The sequence below is a fragment of the Streptomyces sp. NPDC057697 genome (assembly GCF_042799335.1).
In the GTDB taxonomy this organism is placed as follows: Bacteria; Actinomycetota; Actinomycetes; order Streptomycetales; family Streptomycetaceae; genus Streptomyces.
On record NZ_JBHVJA010000003.1, the window covers coordinates 347,981 to 362,501 of the forward strand.

The 14,521-nt window shown below is 71.9% G+C and carries 12 protein-coding genes; 9 read left to right on the forward strand and 3 right to left on the reverse strand.

The genetic code is table 11. The features are described from left to right. The first annotated feature begins 20 nt into the window (after positions 1-20). Positions 21-770, forward strand: coding sequence for a TrmH family RNA methyltransferase (locus ACFVFH_RS11375; RefSeq protein WP_383766776.1), 750 nt, complete (start codon positions 21-23; stop codon positions 768-770). 211 nt (positions 771-981) lie between these two features. On the opposite strand, the gene paaN is transcribed toward ACFVFH_RS11375, so the two are convergent. Further along, on the reverse strand, positions 982-2,682 hold the full coding sequence (gene paaN / locus ACFVFH_RS11380; RefSeq protein ID WP_383766020.1) for a phenylacetic acid degradation protein PaaN: 1,701 nt from the start codon (positions 2,680-2,682) through the stop codon (positions 982-984). A gap of 123 nt (positions 2,683-2,805) precedes the next feature. Between paaN and ACFVFH_RS11385 the strand changes: the two genes are divergently transcribed. Next, entirely contained in the window at positions 2,806-3,399 is a 594-nt protein-coding gene (locus tag ACFVFH_RS11385; RefSeq protein WP_383766021.1) for a TetR/AcrR family transcriptional regulator, read from the forward strand. A gap of 123 nt (positions 3,400-3,522) precedes the next feature. On the opposite strand, the gene ACFVFH_RS11390 is transcribed toward ACFVFH_RS11385, so the two are convergent. Next, a complete protein-coding gene (locus tag ACFVFH_RS11390; RefSeq protein ID WP_383766779.1) occupies positions 3,523-4,029 on the reverse strand; it encodes an Lrp/AsnC family transcriptional regulator in 507 nt (168 codons plus the stop codon). A 263-nt stretch (positions 4,030-4,292) separates the two neighbouring features. Here ACFVFH_RS11390 and pdhA point away from each other — a divergent pair, with 263 nt between their 5' ends. From pdhA to ACFVFH_RS11425, 7 genes are all read left to right on the forward strand, one after another. After that, a complete protein-coding gene (gene pdhA / locus ACFVFH_RS11395; RefSeq protein ID WP_383766023.1) occupies positions 4,293-5,456 on the forward strand; it encodes a pyruvate dehydrogenase (acetyl-transferring) E1 component subunit alpha in 1,164 nt (387 codons plus the stop codon). After that, complete coding sequence (locus ACFVFH_RS11400; protein WP_383766024.1) at positions 5,453-6,484, forward strand: alpha-ketoacid dehydrogenase subunit beta; 1,032 nt, start codon at positions 5,453-5,455, stop codon at positions 6,482-6,484. Before pdhA ends, ACFVFH_RS11400 begins: the two co-directional genes overlap by 4 nt. Further along, complete coding sequence (locus tag ACFVFH_RS11405; protein ID WP_383766026.1) at positions 6,484-8,058, forward strand: dihydrolipoamide acetyltransferase family protein; 1,575 nt, start codon at positions 6,484-6,486, stop codon at positions 8,056-8,058. Before ACFVFH_RS11400 ends, ACFVFH_RS11405 begins: the two co-directional genes overlap by 1 nt. A gap of 303 nt (positions 8,059-8,361) precedes the next feature. Continuing rightward, positions 8,362-9,216, forward strand: a complete 855-nt coding sequence (locus tag ACFVFH_RS11410; protein WP_383766028.1) for an NTP transferase domain-containing protein — start codon at positions 8,362-8,364, stop codon at positions 9,214-9,216. 395 nt (positions 9,217-9,611) lie between these two features. Continuing rightward, positions 9,612-11,150 carry a molybdopterin molybdotransferase MoeA gene (locus ACFVFH_RS11415; protein ID WP_383766029.1) on the forward strand — a complete coding sequence of 513 codons (1,539 nt, stop codon included), beginning with the start codon at positions 9,612-9,614 and terminating at the stop codon, positions 11,148-11,150. After that, positions 11,108-12,256, forward strand: coding sequence for a potassium channel family protein (locus tag ACFVFH_RS11420; protein ID WP_383766031.1), 1,149 nt, complete (start codon positions 11,108-11,110; stop codon positions 12,254-12,256). Before ACFVFH_RS11415 ends, ACFVFH_RS11420 begins: the two co-directional genes overlap by 43 nt. A gap of 235 nt (positions 12,257-12,491) precedes the next feature. After that, a complete protein-coding gene (locus tag ACFVFH_RS11425; protein ID WP_383766033.1) occupies positions 12,492-13,478 on the forward strand; it encodes an NAD(P)H-quinone oxidoreductase in 987 nt (328 codons plus the stop codon). 289 nt (positions 13,479-13,767) lie between these two features. Here the strand turns inward: ACFVFH_RS11425 and ACFVFH_RS11430 are convergent, their stop codons facing one another. Further along, positions 13,768-14,316 (reverse strand): bacterial proteasome activator family protein, encoded by a 549-nt coding sequence (locus ACFVFH_RS11430; protein WP_383766035.1) that lies wholly within the window; start codon positions 14,314-14,316, stop codon positions 13,768-13,770. Positions 14,317-14,521: the final 205 nt, after the last annotated feature.

Genomic DNA, 14,521 nt, shown 5'->3' on the forward strand with positions numbered 1-14,521 from the left:
GTACGGGCAGTACGGGCGGCATGGGCGGCAGGGGCAGTGGCGGCGGGGAACCGTCGGCCGAGGAGGCGGTCGTGCCCGGGACGGCCTCTTCGGCCGAGGCGGGCGGGGAGCCCGGCGCGGCGGCGGAGCCGACGCAGTACGACGAGGAGTACGGGACGGAGATCGGCGTCGGGCCCCACCCGCTGCCGTGGCCCGTGGACGAGCGGTACGACCCCGAGCTGCTCGCCCACGGCGACCGGCGCAATGTGGGCGACGGCTACCGGTACTGGACCCGGGAGGCGATCGTCGCCGATCTGGATCTGCGGCGGCACGACTTCCACGTCGCGGTCGAGAACTGGGGCCACGACTTCAACATCGGCTCCGTGGTGCGCACGGCGAACGCCTTCCTCGCCAAGGAGATCCACATCGTGGGGCGGCGGCGCTGGAACCGGCGCGGCGCGATGGTCACCGACCGGTACCAGCATGTGCGGCACCACCCCGACACGGAGTCGCTGACCGCGTGGGCGGCGGCCGAGGGCCTGCCGATCATCGGGATCGACAATCTGCCGGGGGCGGTACCCCTGGAGCGGACCGAGCTGCCGCGCCGCTGCGTACTGCTCTTCGGACAGGAGGGGCCGGGGCTCACCGAGGAGGCCCGCAAGCACGCGGCGATGGTCTGCTCCATCGCGCAGTTCGGGTCGACGCGCTCGATCAACGCGGGAGCCGCGGCCGCCATCGCCATGCACGCCTGGGTGCAGCGGTACGCGGAGATCCCGGAGGCGGGGAGCTGAGCCGTCGCCGGGGCGGGGCCGGACGGGGCCCGTAGGCCGGGCCGGGCGGGGCCCGTGGCTCGGGCTCCCGTCCCACGGCTCCCGCTCCCCGTCCCGGCTTTCCGTCGCCGCTTTCTCGTTCCTGGCAGGCTCCTGGCCATGCCCTGCTGTGCCCTGGCCCTTCCCTGCCCTGGCCCGGCGGCCCCGGCTTGCCGGTCCCGCACCGGCCGGATCAGGCCTGGCGGCGGACCTCCACCATGCGGAAGCGGTTGGACACGAACGCTCCGTCGCACAGAGCGGCGTTCGCGGCGGGGTTGCCGCCCGAGCCGTGGAAGTCGGAGAAGGCCGCGGTCTGGTTGACGTACACCCCGCCGGTCAGATTCAGCGACAGCTGGGCCGATTCGTCCAGACAGACGTCCTCCACCGCGCGCTCCACCTCGGGCGAGGTGGTGTACGCGCCGACCGTCATCGCGCCCTGCTCGCGCACCGTACGACGGAGCAGTTCGACGGCGTCGGCCGTCGAGTCGACCGCTACCGCGAAGGCGACCGGGCCGAAGCACTCCGACAGGTAGTGCTCCTCGTCGTCCGGCTTGGTGGCGTCCAGCTTGACGACGACGGGGGTGCGGACCACGGCGTCGGGGAACTCCGGGTTGGCCACCTCGCGGGAGGGCAGGGCGACTTCGCCCAGCTCCGCGGCGGCCTCCAGACGGGCCTTCACATCGGGGTTGACCAGGGCTCCGAGCAGCGCGTTGGCCCGGACGTCGTCGCCCAGCAGGCCGGAGACCGCGCCGGCGATGTCGGCGACCACCTCGTCGTACGTCTTGTCCCCGGCATCGGTGGTGATGCCGTCCCTGGGGATCAGCAGGTTCTGCGGGGTGGTGCACATCTGGCCGCTGTACAGGGAGAGCGAGAATGCCAGGTTGGACAGCATGCCGCGGTAGTCGTCCGTGGAGTCGAGGACGATCGTGTTGACCCCGGCCTTCTCCGTGTAGACCTGGGCCTGGCGGGCGTTGTCCTCCAGCCAGTCGCCGAAGGCGGTGGAGCCCGTGTAGTCGATGATCTTGATCTCGGGGCGGAGCGCGAGGGTCTTCGCGATGCCCTCGCCCGGCCGTTCGGCGGCCAGGGCGACCAGGTTGGGATCGAAGCCCGCCTCGGCGAGCACCTCGCGGGCCAGCTGCACCGTGAGCGCGAGCGGAAGCACGGCGCGCGGGTGCGGCTTGACCAGGACGGGGTTGCCGGTGGCCAGGGAGGCGAAGAGGCCGGGGTAGCCGTTCCAGGTGGGGAAGGTGTTGCAGCCGATCAGGAGCGAGATGCCGCGCGGAGCCGGGGTGAACGACTTCCGCAGCCGGAGCGGGTCGCGCTTGCCCTGGGGCTTGGCCCAGTCGGCGTTCCCGGGGGTGCGGAGCTGCTCCTCGTACGCGTACGCCACCGCCTCCAGGCCGCGGTCCTGGGCGTGCGGGCCGCCCGCCTGGAACGCCATCATGAAGGCCTGGCCGCTGGTGTGCATCACGGCGTGACCGAATGCGTGGGTCCTGGCGCTGATCCTGGCGAGGATCTCCAGGCAGACCAGGGCCCGGGTCTCGGGGCCCGCCGCGCGCCAGGCGGACATGCCCGCGCGCATGGCGGGAAGCAGGACGTCCAGGTCGGCGTGCGGATATTCGACGCCCAGAGCGGGCCCGTAGGGGGAGATCTCCCCGCCCGTCCAGCCGTCGGTACCGGGCTGGCCGAGGTCGAGCCGGGTGTTCAGCACGGCGTCGAAGGCTGCCTTGCCCTCGGCCGCGCCCAGGCTGCCGGGGGCGCCGCCCTCGCCGTATGCCTTCGGGTGCTCGGGGTGCGGGGACCAGTAGGCGCGCGTACGGATCGCGTCGAGGGCCTGGTCGAGCGTGGGGCGGTGCTTCTCGGACAGCAGGTGCGGGGAGAGCTCGGCGGCCATGACGGACCAACTCCTCGTCGAGCTGGGCAGGGACGGGCGGACAGAGTTAGAGTAACCGAACGATCGGTCGGGACAAGGGGGCCCGCCAAACCTGTGGACAACTCGTAGGGGAGGATCGCGGACATGACCACGGCCAAGCGGGACACGTACACCCCGGAGACTCTGCTCACCGTTGCCGTCCGTGTCTTCAACGAGCGCGGCTACGACGGCACGTCCATGGAGCATCTCTCCAAGGCGGCGGGCATCTCCAAGTCGTCGATCTACCACCACGTCGCGGGCAAGGAGGAGCTCCTGCGCCGCGCGGTCAGCCGGGCGCTGGACGGGCTCTTCGGAATTCTCGAAGAGACGGGGTCGACGCAGGGGCGTGCGATCGAGCGGGTCGAGTACGTCACCCGTCGCACCGTCGACGTGCTGATAGCCGAACTTCCCTACGTCACGTTGCTGCTGCGCGTACGGGGCAACACGAAGACGGAGCGCTGGGCCATGGAGCGGCGGCGCGAGTTCGACCAGCGGGTGACCGATCTGCTGAAGGCGGCGGTCGCGGAGGGCGACCTCCGCTCCGACGTGGACATACGGCTGGTGACACGGCTGCTCTTCGGCATGGTCAACTCCCTGGTGGAGTGGTACCGGCCGCTCCCCGACGGCGGGGTCGACGGGGAGCGGGTGGCGGACACGCTCGTACGCGTGGCGTTCGAGGGGATGCGGTCCAACCGCTGAGTCCCTGAGCCGCTGAGTCCCTGAGCCGCTGAGCCGCTGAGCCGCGGAGTTGGAGTCGTCGGCTGCTGGGTCGTCGCGTCGGCGCGGTGCTGGGGCGCCGGGGTGCGGGTGGGCGCGCGGTTCTCAGGCGAGTTCGGTGGGGCCGTCCGGGCCGGGGGCCAGGTCCGTCTCCTCGAACACCAGGAGCGTGCGGGTGGAGAGCACCTCCGGGATGGCCTGGATCCTCGTCAGGACCAGTTCGCGCAGTGATCTGTTGTCCGGGGTGTGCACCAGCAGCAGGACGTCGAAGTCGCCGCTGACCAGCGCGATGTGCGTGGCCCCCGGCAGTGCCTGGAGCTGCTCGCGCACCGTGCGCCAGGAATTCTGGACGATCTTGAGCGTGATGTACGCCGAGGCCCCCTGCCCCGCCCGCTCGTGGTCCACGCGAGCGCTGAAGCCGCGGATCACGCCGTCGTCGATGAGCCGGCTGATCCGGGCGTAGGCGTTGGCCCGGGACACATGGACGCGATCGGCCACCGACCGTATCGAGGCGCGGCCGTCCGTCTGGAGCAGTCGAAGGATGCCGCGGTCGATGGCGTCGAGCGGGCGCGCGGGCGGAGCCTGGACCGGCTCCTCGCCCCCGTCGGCCATTTGTTCAGCTGACATGTGCCCCCGCCTCCCTGTCCTGGACGACCTGTCTCTATCCCAGGCTGTGGAGAACCGTTTGTCCACAGGCTGAAGGTGCCTGTAGCCAAAATGCGCTCACGACCGAACAATCGGTAGGTGAGGCGCACCACAGCAGTGCCTCGGACAGCGCTCGACATTCCGATGCATTTCGACACCCCTCGGCACCGGACGACCCCCGATGCCGTCAGACGCCGCTCGAAACCACTCGATGCCAGGAGGTGCTTGTCATGACGGTCCAAGAGCTGCCCGGCGCGGCGGCTTACCGGCCCACGCCGCCCCCGGCCTGGAAGCCGCTCACCGATCCCGCGCCGCTGCTCCCGGACCCCGAGCCGTACCGCGTGCTCGGCACGGATGCCGCGGCCGACGTCGCTCCCGAGCTGCTGCTCCGGCTCTACGCGGAGCTGGTGCGGGGCCGGAGGTACAACGCGCAGGCGACCGCCCTCACCAAGCAGGGGCGGCTTGCCGTCTACCCGTCGAGCACGGGGCAGGAGGCCTGCGAGATAGCGGCCGCGCTGGTGCTGGAGGAGCGGGACTGGCTCTTTCCCAGCTACCGGGACACCCTCGCGGCCGTGGCGCGCGGTCTGGACCCGGTCGAGGCGCTGACGCTGCTGCGCGGCGACCGGCACACCGGTTACGACCCGCGCGAGCACCGCATCGCGCCGCTCTGCACCCCCCTCGCCACTCAGCTGCCGCACGCGGTCGGGCTGGCGCACGCGGCGCGGCTCAAGGGCGACGACGTGGTGGCGCTCGCCATGGTCGGTGACGGCGGCACCAGCGAGGGCGATTTCCACGAGGCGCTGAATTTCGCGGCCGTCTGGCGTGCCCCGGTCGTCTTTCTCGTGCAGAACAACGGCTTCGCGATCTCCGTGCCGCTGGCGAAGCAGACGGCCGCGCCGTCCCTGGCGCACAAGGCCGTGGGGTACGGGATGCCGGGCCGGCTGGTGGACGGAAACGACGCGGCCGCCGTGCACCAGGTCCTCGGCGAGGCGGTGGCGCGGGCCCGCAGCGGCGGTGGGCCGACGCTGGTCGAGGCGGTGACGTACCGGATGGATGCCCATACGAACGCCGACGACGCCACTCGTTACCGCGTCGACAGCGAGGTGGAGGCATGGCGTGCGCATGACCCGATCCGGCTCCTGGAGCGGGAGCTGACCGGACGGGGGTTGCTCGGGGACGACGGGATCGAGGAGGCGCGCGCGGCCGCGGAGCGGATGGCGGCCGCACTGCGCGAGCGGATGAACGCCGATCCGGTGCTGGACCCGATGGCTCTGTTCACCCATGTCTACGCGGAGCAGACCGAGCAACTACGGGAGCAGGCGGCCCGGTTGCGGGTCGAACTGGACGCCGAGCAGGACCAGCACGGCCAGGACGACGTGGAGGAGGGACGATGACCACCGCAGCGGCGACGGTTGGCGAGCGGACGGCGAAGGCCAAACCCGCCACGATGGCGCAGGCCCTCGGGCAGGCACTGCGCGACTCGATGGCCGAGGACCCGACAGTGCACGTCCTCGGCGAGGACGTCGGCACGCTCGGCGGGGTCTTCCGGATCACCGACGGTCTGGCGAAGGAGTTCGGCGAGGACCGTTGCACGGACACCCCGCTGGCCGAGGCGGGCATCCTCGGTGCGGCCGTGGGCATGGCGATGTACGGGCTGCGGCCCGTGGTGGAGATGCAGTTCGACGCCTTCGCCTATCCGGCGTTCGAGCAGCTCTTCAGCCATGTCGCGAAGATGCGGAACCGGACGGCCGGCGCCATGCCGCTGCCGATCACGGTCCGGGTGCCGTACGGCGGCGGGATCGGCGGGGTCGAGCACCACAGCGACTCCTCCGAGGCGTACTACATGGCGACGCCCGGCCTCCATGTCGTCACACCCGCCACCGTCGAGGACGCGTACGGGCTGCTCAGGGCCTCGATCGCCTCCGACGATCCGGTGGTGTTCCTGGAGCCGAAGCGGCTCTACTGGTCGAAGGCGGACTGGTCGCCCGGTGCCCCGGCGACGGTGGAGCCGATCGGCCGCGCCGTCGTACGTCGACCGGGCCGCAGCGCGACGCTGATCACCTACGGGCCGTCGCTGCCCGTCTGTATGGAGGCGGCGGAGGCGGCAGTCGAGGAGGGCTGGGATCTTGAGGTCGTGGACCTGCGCTCCCTGGTGCCGTTCGACGACGAGACCGTCGCCGCTTCCGTCCGGCGCACGGGGCGAGCGGTCGTCGTCCACGAGTCCTCCGGCTTCGGCGGGCCGGGCGGGGAGATAGCGGCCCGGGTCACCGAGCGCTGTTTCCACTATCTGGAGGCGCCGGTGCTGCGGGTCGCCGGGTTCGACATCCCGTATCCGCCGCCGATGCAGGAGAAGCACCATCTCCCGGGCGTGGACCGGGTGCTGGACGCGGTCGCCCGCTTGCAGTGGGAGGCGGAGAGCTGATGCCCCAGGTACTCGAATTCAAGCTGCCGGACCTCGGTGAGGGGCTCACCGAGGCGGAGATCGTGCGCTGGCTGGTGGAGGTCGGCGACGTCGTCGCCATCGACCAGCCGGTCGTCGAGGTCGAGACGGCCAAGGCGATGGTGGAGGTGCCGTGCCCGTACGGGGGTGTGGTGACCGCCCGGTTCGGTGAGGAGGGCGCGGAACTTCCGGTCGGGGCACCGCTGCTGACGGTCGCGGTGGGATCGGGCGACGGGGCCGACGACACCCCGGGTTCCGGTTCCGGTGGGGCCGGGACCGGGTCCGGGGCCGGTGAAGTGGAGTCGTCCGGCAATGTGCTGGTCGGGTACGGGACGGGTGCACCGGCGGCCCGTCGTCGGCGGGTCCGTCCCACGGCCCTGACGGCAGCTGCTGCCGCGAAGACGCCTGTGGTTCCGGCTTCGGCTTCGGCGGCGGCCCCTGCCGCGGCTCCGGTGCCGGCCGTTGCTCCTGCTCCTGCTCCTGCTCCTGTCTCGGTGCCGGTCGCGGCTCCGGGGTCGGCTTCCGGTTCCGGTTCCGTGTCGGATGCGGTTCTGGGGCCGGTGGCGGTCGTCTCCCCGCTGGTACGGAAGCTGGCACGGCAGCATGAAGTCGATCTGCGGCAGCTGGTGGGGTCCGGTCCGGACGGGCTGATTCTGCGGGCCGATGTCGAAGCCGCGATCAGGGTGTCGGCGGAAGGGGTGAGGGTTTCCTCGACGTCCGCGGCTCCGGCCCCGGCCCCGGTGCCGGGGGCCGTGACAGAGACGGTGCGGGTGCCGATGGCGGTGCAGGTACCAGCGGCGCAGGTACCAGTGGCCCCGGTGCCGGAGTCGGCTTCTCGGCCGGCGGCACGGCAGAGCGCGCACCGGGTTCCCCTGCGCGGTGTACGGGGCGCGGTCGCCGACAAGCTGGCGCGCAGTCGACGGGAGATTCCCGACGCCACGTGCTGGGTCGACGCCGATGCCACCGAGCTGATGGCGGCCCGGACCGCGATGAACAGCACGAGTGGTCCGGCAGCCGGACCCAAGGTGTCGGTGCTGGCCCTGCTGGCTCGCATCTGCACCGCCGCGCTGGCCAGGTTCCCCGAGCTCAACTCCACGGTGGACCTGGAGGCGCGGGAGATCGTGCGGTTGCCGGAGGTCCATCTCGGGTTCGCGGCGCAGACCGATCGGGGCCTGGTCGTTCCCGTCGTGCGGGACGCGCAGGCCAGGAACGCCGAGTCGATCGGGGCCGAGATCGCCCGGTTGACCGAGGCGGCGCGCACCGGGCGGCTGACCCCGGCGGAGCTGACCGGGGGCACGTTCACGCTGAACAACTACGGGGTGTTCGGGGTCGACGGATCGACCCCGATCATCAATCACCCCGAGGCGGCGATGCTGGGTGTCGGCCGGATCGTGCCCAAACCCTGGGTGCACCAGGGCGAACTGGCCGTACGACAGGTGGTCCAGCTGTCGTTGACCTTCGACCACCGGGTCTGCGACGGCGGTACGGCGGGCGGCTTCCTGCGTTACGTGGCCGACTGTGTGGAGCAACCGGCGGTGCTGCTGCGTACGTTGTAGGCGCGGGGCGGCCGTGGGCCCCGCCTTCCGTCCCGCCCGGTCCGGTTGCCGCCCGACCGTTCCGGGGCGCCGGCCCGATCGCTGACCGGGAGGTCCGGCCCGATCGCCGACCGGGAGGTCCGGCGGGATCGCTGACCGGGAGGTCCGGCGGGATCGCCGACTGGGAGGTCCGGCGGGATCGCTGACCGGGAGGTCCGGCCCGATCGCCGACTGGGAGGTCCGGCCCGATCGCTGACCGGGAGGTCCGGCGGGATCGCTGACCGGGAGGATCGGCGGGAGCCCGCGCTCCGCATACTCGGATGCATGACCGCGTATGACGCCATCGTCCTTGCCGGAGGGGCCGCCAAGCGGCTCGGCGGCGCCGACAAACCCGGGATCCGGGTCGGTGGCCGTGCGCTGCTCGACCGGGTGCTCGCGGCCTGCGCCGACGCCTCGTCGACGGTGGTGGTGGGCGGACGACGGCCCACCGTGCGGCCGGTGACATGGGTGTGCGAGGAGCCTCCGGGCGGGGGCCCGTTGGCCGCGCTCGACGCGGGGGTCCGGCAGATCACGGCGGAGCGGGTTCTGGTGCTCTCCGCCGACCTGCCGTTCCTCGGACCGGACACGGTCGGAACGCTCCTCGCCGCCGCCGGGGAAGGACAGCGGGAAGGGGCGCTCTGCGCCGATCAGCAGGGGCGCGACCAGCCGCTCGTCGCCGTCTACCGCGCCGAGCCGCTCCGCCGTGAGCTCGCGCTGCTCGCCGCCGAGCACGGCGGTCTGGCCGGGCTCCCCCTGCGCCTGCTGACGCATGAGCTCGACCTCGCCCGGGTGGAGGCCGGTCCGCTCGCCTCCTTCGACTGCGACACCTGGGAGGACATTGCATCGGCTCGGGCCCGCATCAGAGAGCATGGGTCCGTGCTCGATGAATGGATCACCGCAGTCAAGAACGAACTCGGCATCGAACTGGACGTCGACACCGGCATCCTGCTCGATCTCGCCCGTGACGCCGCCCACGGCGTCGCCCGGCCCGCCGCGCCGCTGACGACCTTCCTGGTCGGGTACGCGGCAGCCAGGGCGAGCAGCGAAGAAGGCGGTGACGGCGCCACGGCAGTGGCCGAGGCGGCCCGTAAGGCTGCCGCGCTCGCCCTCCGCTGGGCGGACGAGAACGAGACGCGGTGACCGCCCACAGCGGCGGGACGGATGGGCCTCCCGCCGCGGGCGCCGCACCGACGGGCATCGGGCCCTCGGCAGCGGACACCCGCTCGTCGGCCGACTCGTCCGCGGCTGTCGGGCAGGGGCGGGGCGTCGGTTCGTCGGCGGTTTGGGCGGCCGAGGAGGACCGGGCTGTCGAACAGGCCCTCGCACTGGTCGGACGACCATCCTCCGGCGACCGTCATCAGCCTTCCGGCACTCCCCGTCAGCCCTCCGTCAGCACCCCCTATCAGCCCTCCGTCGGCACCTCTCATCAGTCCTGCGGCGACTCTCATGAGTCCTCGGACGGCTCTTGCCAGTCCGGCGGCGACCCCCATCAGTCCTCAGGCGACTCCTGCCAGCCCTGCGGCGGTCCGCACCCCATGGGGCCACCCCGTGCCACGGAGCAGCCGTGCTCCACGGACCGGACTCGTCCTGTGGGCGACTCCGGGAAAGCGTCCGAAGCAGCCCGTGGGCACTCCGTCCCCTGGGAGGAGGCGCGTGCGCTCGCCGTTCGGTGCGGGCGTTCCATCGCCGTGCGGGCCGACCGGCTGCCCCTCGACCGGGCGCTCGGACAGGTACTGGCCGAGCCGCTCGTCGCCCTCACCGATCTGCCGTCCTTCGACACCTCCGCCATGGACGGCTGGGTCGTCTCCGGACCGGGGCCGTGGACCATCCGCGAGCCCGCCGGGACTGGAGACAGAACCGAAGCCGGAAATAGGACCGAAGCCGGAGACAGAACCGAAGCCAGAAACAAGACCGAAGCCGGGGAAGAGACCAAAGACCGGGGAGAGAGTGCGGCCGGGGCCGGGGGCGGGAAGAGTCCTGGGGCCGCTGTCGGTTCAGGCCGGAGCATGGGCATCCTCGCCGGGCAGAGCGCTCCCGCCGCGCTCGCCGACGGAGATGCCGTACGGATTGCCACCGGCGCCCGCATTCCGACCGATGCCAATGCCGTGATCCGCAGCGAGCACGCCCACGAGGACGAGGTCAGAGGACTGCTCCACGCGCAGCATCAGGTCCTGCCCGGCCAGGACATCAGGCCCCGTGGCCAGGAGTGCCGTGCCGGTGATCAGCTCATGCCCGCCGGAGCGCTGGTGACGCCGGCCGTTCTGGGGCTGGCCGCCGCAGCCGGGTACGACAGCCTTGTCGTGGTGCCGCGCCCGCGCGTGGACGTACTCGTTCTCGGCGACGAACTCCTCACCGATGGCCTGCCGCACGACGGGCTGATCCGCGACGCGCTCGGCCCGATGATCGGGCCCTGGCTGCGCGCGCTGGGCGCCGAGGTCTCGGCCCCGCAGCGCCTGGGCGACGACGCGACGGCCCTGCGGCACGCCCTCATCACGTCCGACGCCGATCTGGTCGTCACCACGGGCGGTACGGCCGCGGGCCCCGTCGACCACGTCCACCCCGTGCTCGCCGGGATCGGGGCCGAGCTGCTGGTCGACGGGGTCGCGGTCCGTCCCGGCCACCCGATGCTGCTGGCCCGGCTCGCGAACCAGGACGCGTCGGCGGGCCGGGCGGAGCGCCGGAGCGGGGCACGCGGCGGTGGACCGTACCTCGTGGGACTGCCGGGCAATCCTCTGGCCGCCGTGTCCGGGCTCCTCACGCTGGCCGAGCCCCTGCTCCGCGGGCTGGCGGGACAGGGGCCGCAGCTGCCCTACCGGGCCGTGGTGCGCGACGAGGTGCACGGGCATCCGCGAGACACCCGCCTGGTGCCCGTCGTCCACGGCGCGGGAACCGGCAGTGGTGCCGAGCACGTCGTACCGCTGCGGTACAGCGGTCCGGCCATGCTCCGGGGGATCGCCGCTGCCGATGGACTGGCCGTCGTACCGCCGGGCGGGGTACGGTCCGGCACCGAAGTGGAGATCCTCGATCTACCGTGGGCCTCGGCGATGCCGTGGACGGAAGGGTGTTTCACGTGAAACTTCCCGGCCACGATCTGATGGCCAGGCGTGCGGACGAACATGTCGTGCCCACCCGGGTACTGCTCCCGCGCCGGGCGGTCGCCGGACCGGCGCGGCAGGTCGCCAAGCGGCTGCTGATGGCGCTCCTGGTGCTTGCCGCGACGGTGCTGATCGTCTGGACGGACCGCGGCGGGTATCACGATGCCGCCGATGGCAAGGTCGATCTGCTGGACGCGGTGTACTACGCCACGGTCACCCTCTCCACCACCGGCTACGGCGACATCACTCCGTACTCGGACGGCGCCCGCCTCACCAATGTGGTGCTGGTGACACCGCTGAGGGTGCTCTTCCTGATCATCCTGGTCGGCACCACTCTTGAGGTCCTCACGGAACGGACCCGGGAGGATTTTCGGCTGAAGCGTTGGAGAACCAACTTGCGTGATCACACCGTTGTCGTCGGTTTCGGGACGAAGGGCCGCTCGGCCATCCAGACCCTGTGCGCCACCGGCCTGAAGAAGGAACAGATCGTCATCGTCGACCCGGCGACCAAGGTGATCGAGATCGCCAACGCCGAAGGGTTCGTCGGCGTGGTCGGCGACGCCACCCGCAGCGATGTGCTGCTGCGGGCCGAACTCCAGAAGGCACGTCAGATCATCATCGCCACCCAGCGCGACGACACGGCGGTGCTGGTGGCGCTGACGGCACGGCAGCTCAACCGGGGCGCGAAGATCGTCGCGGCGGTGCGCGAGGAGGAGAACGCCCCGTTGCTCCGGCAGTCCGGTGCCGACGCGGTGATCACCAGTGCCAGCGCCGCGGGCCGGCTGCTGGGCCTCTCCGTGCTCAGCCCCAGTGCGGGCACCGTGATGGAGGACCTGATCCAGCAGGGCAGCGGGCTCGATCTCGTCGAACGGCCGGTGATAAAGGCCGAGGTGGGCAAGAGCGTCCGGGAGACCGAGGATCTCGTGGTCAGCGTGTTGCGTGGACACCGGCTGCTGGGTTACGACGACCCGGCGGCCAGTCCGCTTCAGTTGACGGACCGTCTGATCACCATCGTCCGCGCTTCGAACGAGTCACCGCAGGACGGCCCGCCCACCTCCATGGGGGCATCGCGCCCACGCGACTGAGTCGTGCCGCTGGTTCCGCGCTGCCCAACCCGCGCTGCCCAACCCGCGCCGCCCAAGACGACCCTTCCCAACCCGGGCTGCCCAAGTCGCGCTACGCAACCACGCTATGCAACCCGCGCTATGCAACCCGCGCTATGCAACCCGTGCCACTGAATCCGCGTGATTGATTACGTGCCACTGATTCCGTGCGGCGTCCTTCGAGGTCCTTCACCTGCTACGGAGTAGCCTCGCCGCCATGTATGCGATCACGATCCCTGAACCCGGCGGTCCCGAGGCGCTCGTCTGGGCCGAGGTGCCCGATCCGGTGGCCGGCGAGGGCGAGGTCCTCGTCGATGTCGTGTCCAGCGCGGTCAACCGCGCGGACGTGCTGCAACGGCAGGGGTTCTACAACCCGCCGCCCGGCGCGTCCCCGTACCCCGGCCTTGAATGTTCGGGCCGCATCTCGGCGGTCGGGCCCGGCGTCACCGGCTGGTCGGTCGACGACGAGGTGTGCGCGCTGCTCGCGGGCGGCGGATACGCGGAGAAGGTCGCGGTACCCGCCGGGCAGCTCCTGCCCGTGCCGGGCGGCATCGACCCGGTCCTCGCCGCCGCGCTGCCGGAGGTGACGGCCACGGTCTGGTCCAACGTCTTCATGGTGGCCCATCTGCGCCCCGGTGAGACGCTGCTGGTGCACGGCGGGTCGAGCGGCATCGGCACGATGGCGATCCAGCTCGCCAAGGCCGTGGGCGCACGGGTCGCGGTCACCGCAGGGGGACCGGAGAAGCTGGAGCGCTGCGCGGAGCTCGGCGCCGACATCCTGATCGACTACCGGGAACAGGACTTCGTCGAGGAACTGCGCAAGGCGACCGACGGGGCCGGTGCGGATGTCATCCTCGACATCGTCGGAGCGAAGTACCTGGACCGGAATGTGCAGGCGCTCGCCGTCAACGGCAGGCTGGCCATCATCGGGCTCCAGGGCGGCGCCAAGGGCGAGCTGAATCTGGGAGCCCTGCTGAACAAGCGGGCCGCCGTCACCGCGACCTCGCTGCGCGGGCGTCCGCTCGCCGAGAAGGCCGCCATCGTCGCCGCGGTGCGCGAGCATGTCTGGCCACTGATCGTCGAGGGCGTCGTACGGCCGGTCGTGGACCGTACCGTGCCGATGTCGGACGCCGCCGAGGCCCACCGGGTGCTGGAATCCAGCGCGCACATCGGCAAGGTGCTGCTGCGGGCCCCGGCGGGCTGACCCCGCCCACGGGGACGGGCGGCGGGCCGCCCCGGCCCGCCGGGACGGGCAGCGGACCGGCCCCCGCCCACGCGAAGGCCCGCCCCGCCGACGCGAAGCCTCGCCCCCGCCCACGCGAAGGCCCGCCCCGCCCACGCGAAGCCTCGCCCCCGCCCACGCGAAGGCCCGCCCCGCCCACGCGAAGCCTCGCCCCGCCCACGCGAAGGCCCGGCGCACGGATTGTGGTCCAGGTGCGCCGGGCCTCGGTGTCGCTCCGGGGGCAGGTCCCCTTCCGGCCCTGCCGTCTTTTCTAGAGGTACGGGCCCGACCGGATGGCCCCGTGCGGGTCCCCGCCGCCGTCCTCGTCCTCGTGCACACTGCCCGGCGGAAGGGCGCGGCGCATCTGTTCCAACTGGGCGCGCGCGGCCATCTGCTGGGCGAACAGCGCCGTCTGGATGCCGTGGAACAGGCCCTCCAGCCAGCCCACCAGCTGGGCCTGGGCAATCCTGAGTTCCGCCTCGGAGGGCACCGACTCCTCGGTGAACGGCAGGGAGAGGCGCTCCAGCTCCTCCACCAGCTCCGGCGCGAGCCCGTCCTCCAGCTCCTTCACGGAGCTGGCGTGGATCTCCTTGAGCCTGACCCGGCTCGCCTCGTCGAGAGGAGCCGCCCTGACCTCCTCCAGGAGCTGCTTGATCATGCTGCCGATGCGCATGACCTTCGCGGGCTGCTCGACCATCTCCGTCACCGGGACCTCGCGCGATTCGTCGTCAGTGCCACCGCCGCCGATCGCCATGCCGTCCTGCCCCACCACGAGGACTTGGGGGTGCTCCTGCGACCGTTCATTCCTCGGCATCTCCATGGCGCCATTGTCTCGCACACCTGCCGTACGACACTGTGGTGCCCCCGCAAACGGTTGATCCACCGTTCACGGGGGCACCGAGTCGGCCGCTCAGCGAACCGGCCGCACCGGCCGCACCGGCCGCACCGGCCGCACCGGCCGCACCGGCCGTACCAGCGGTACTGGCCGCACTGGCCGCACTGGCCGCACCAGCGGTACTGGCCGC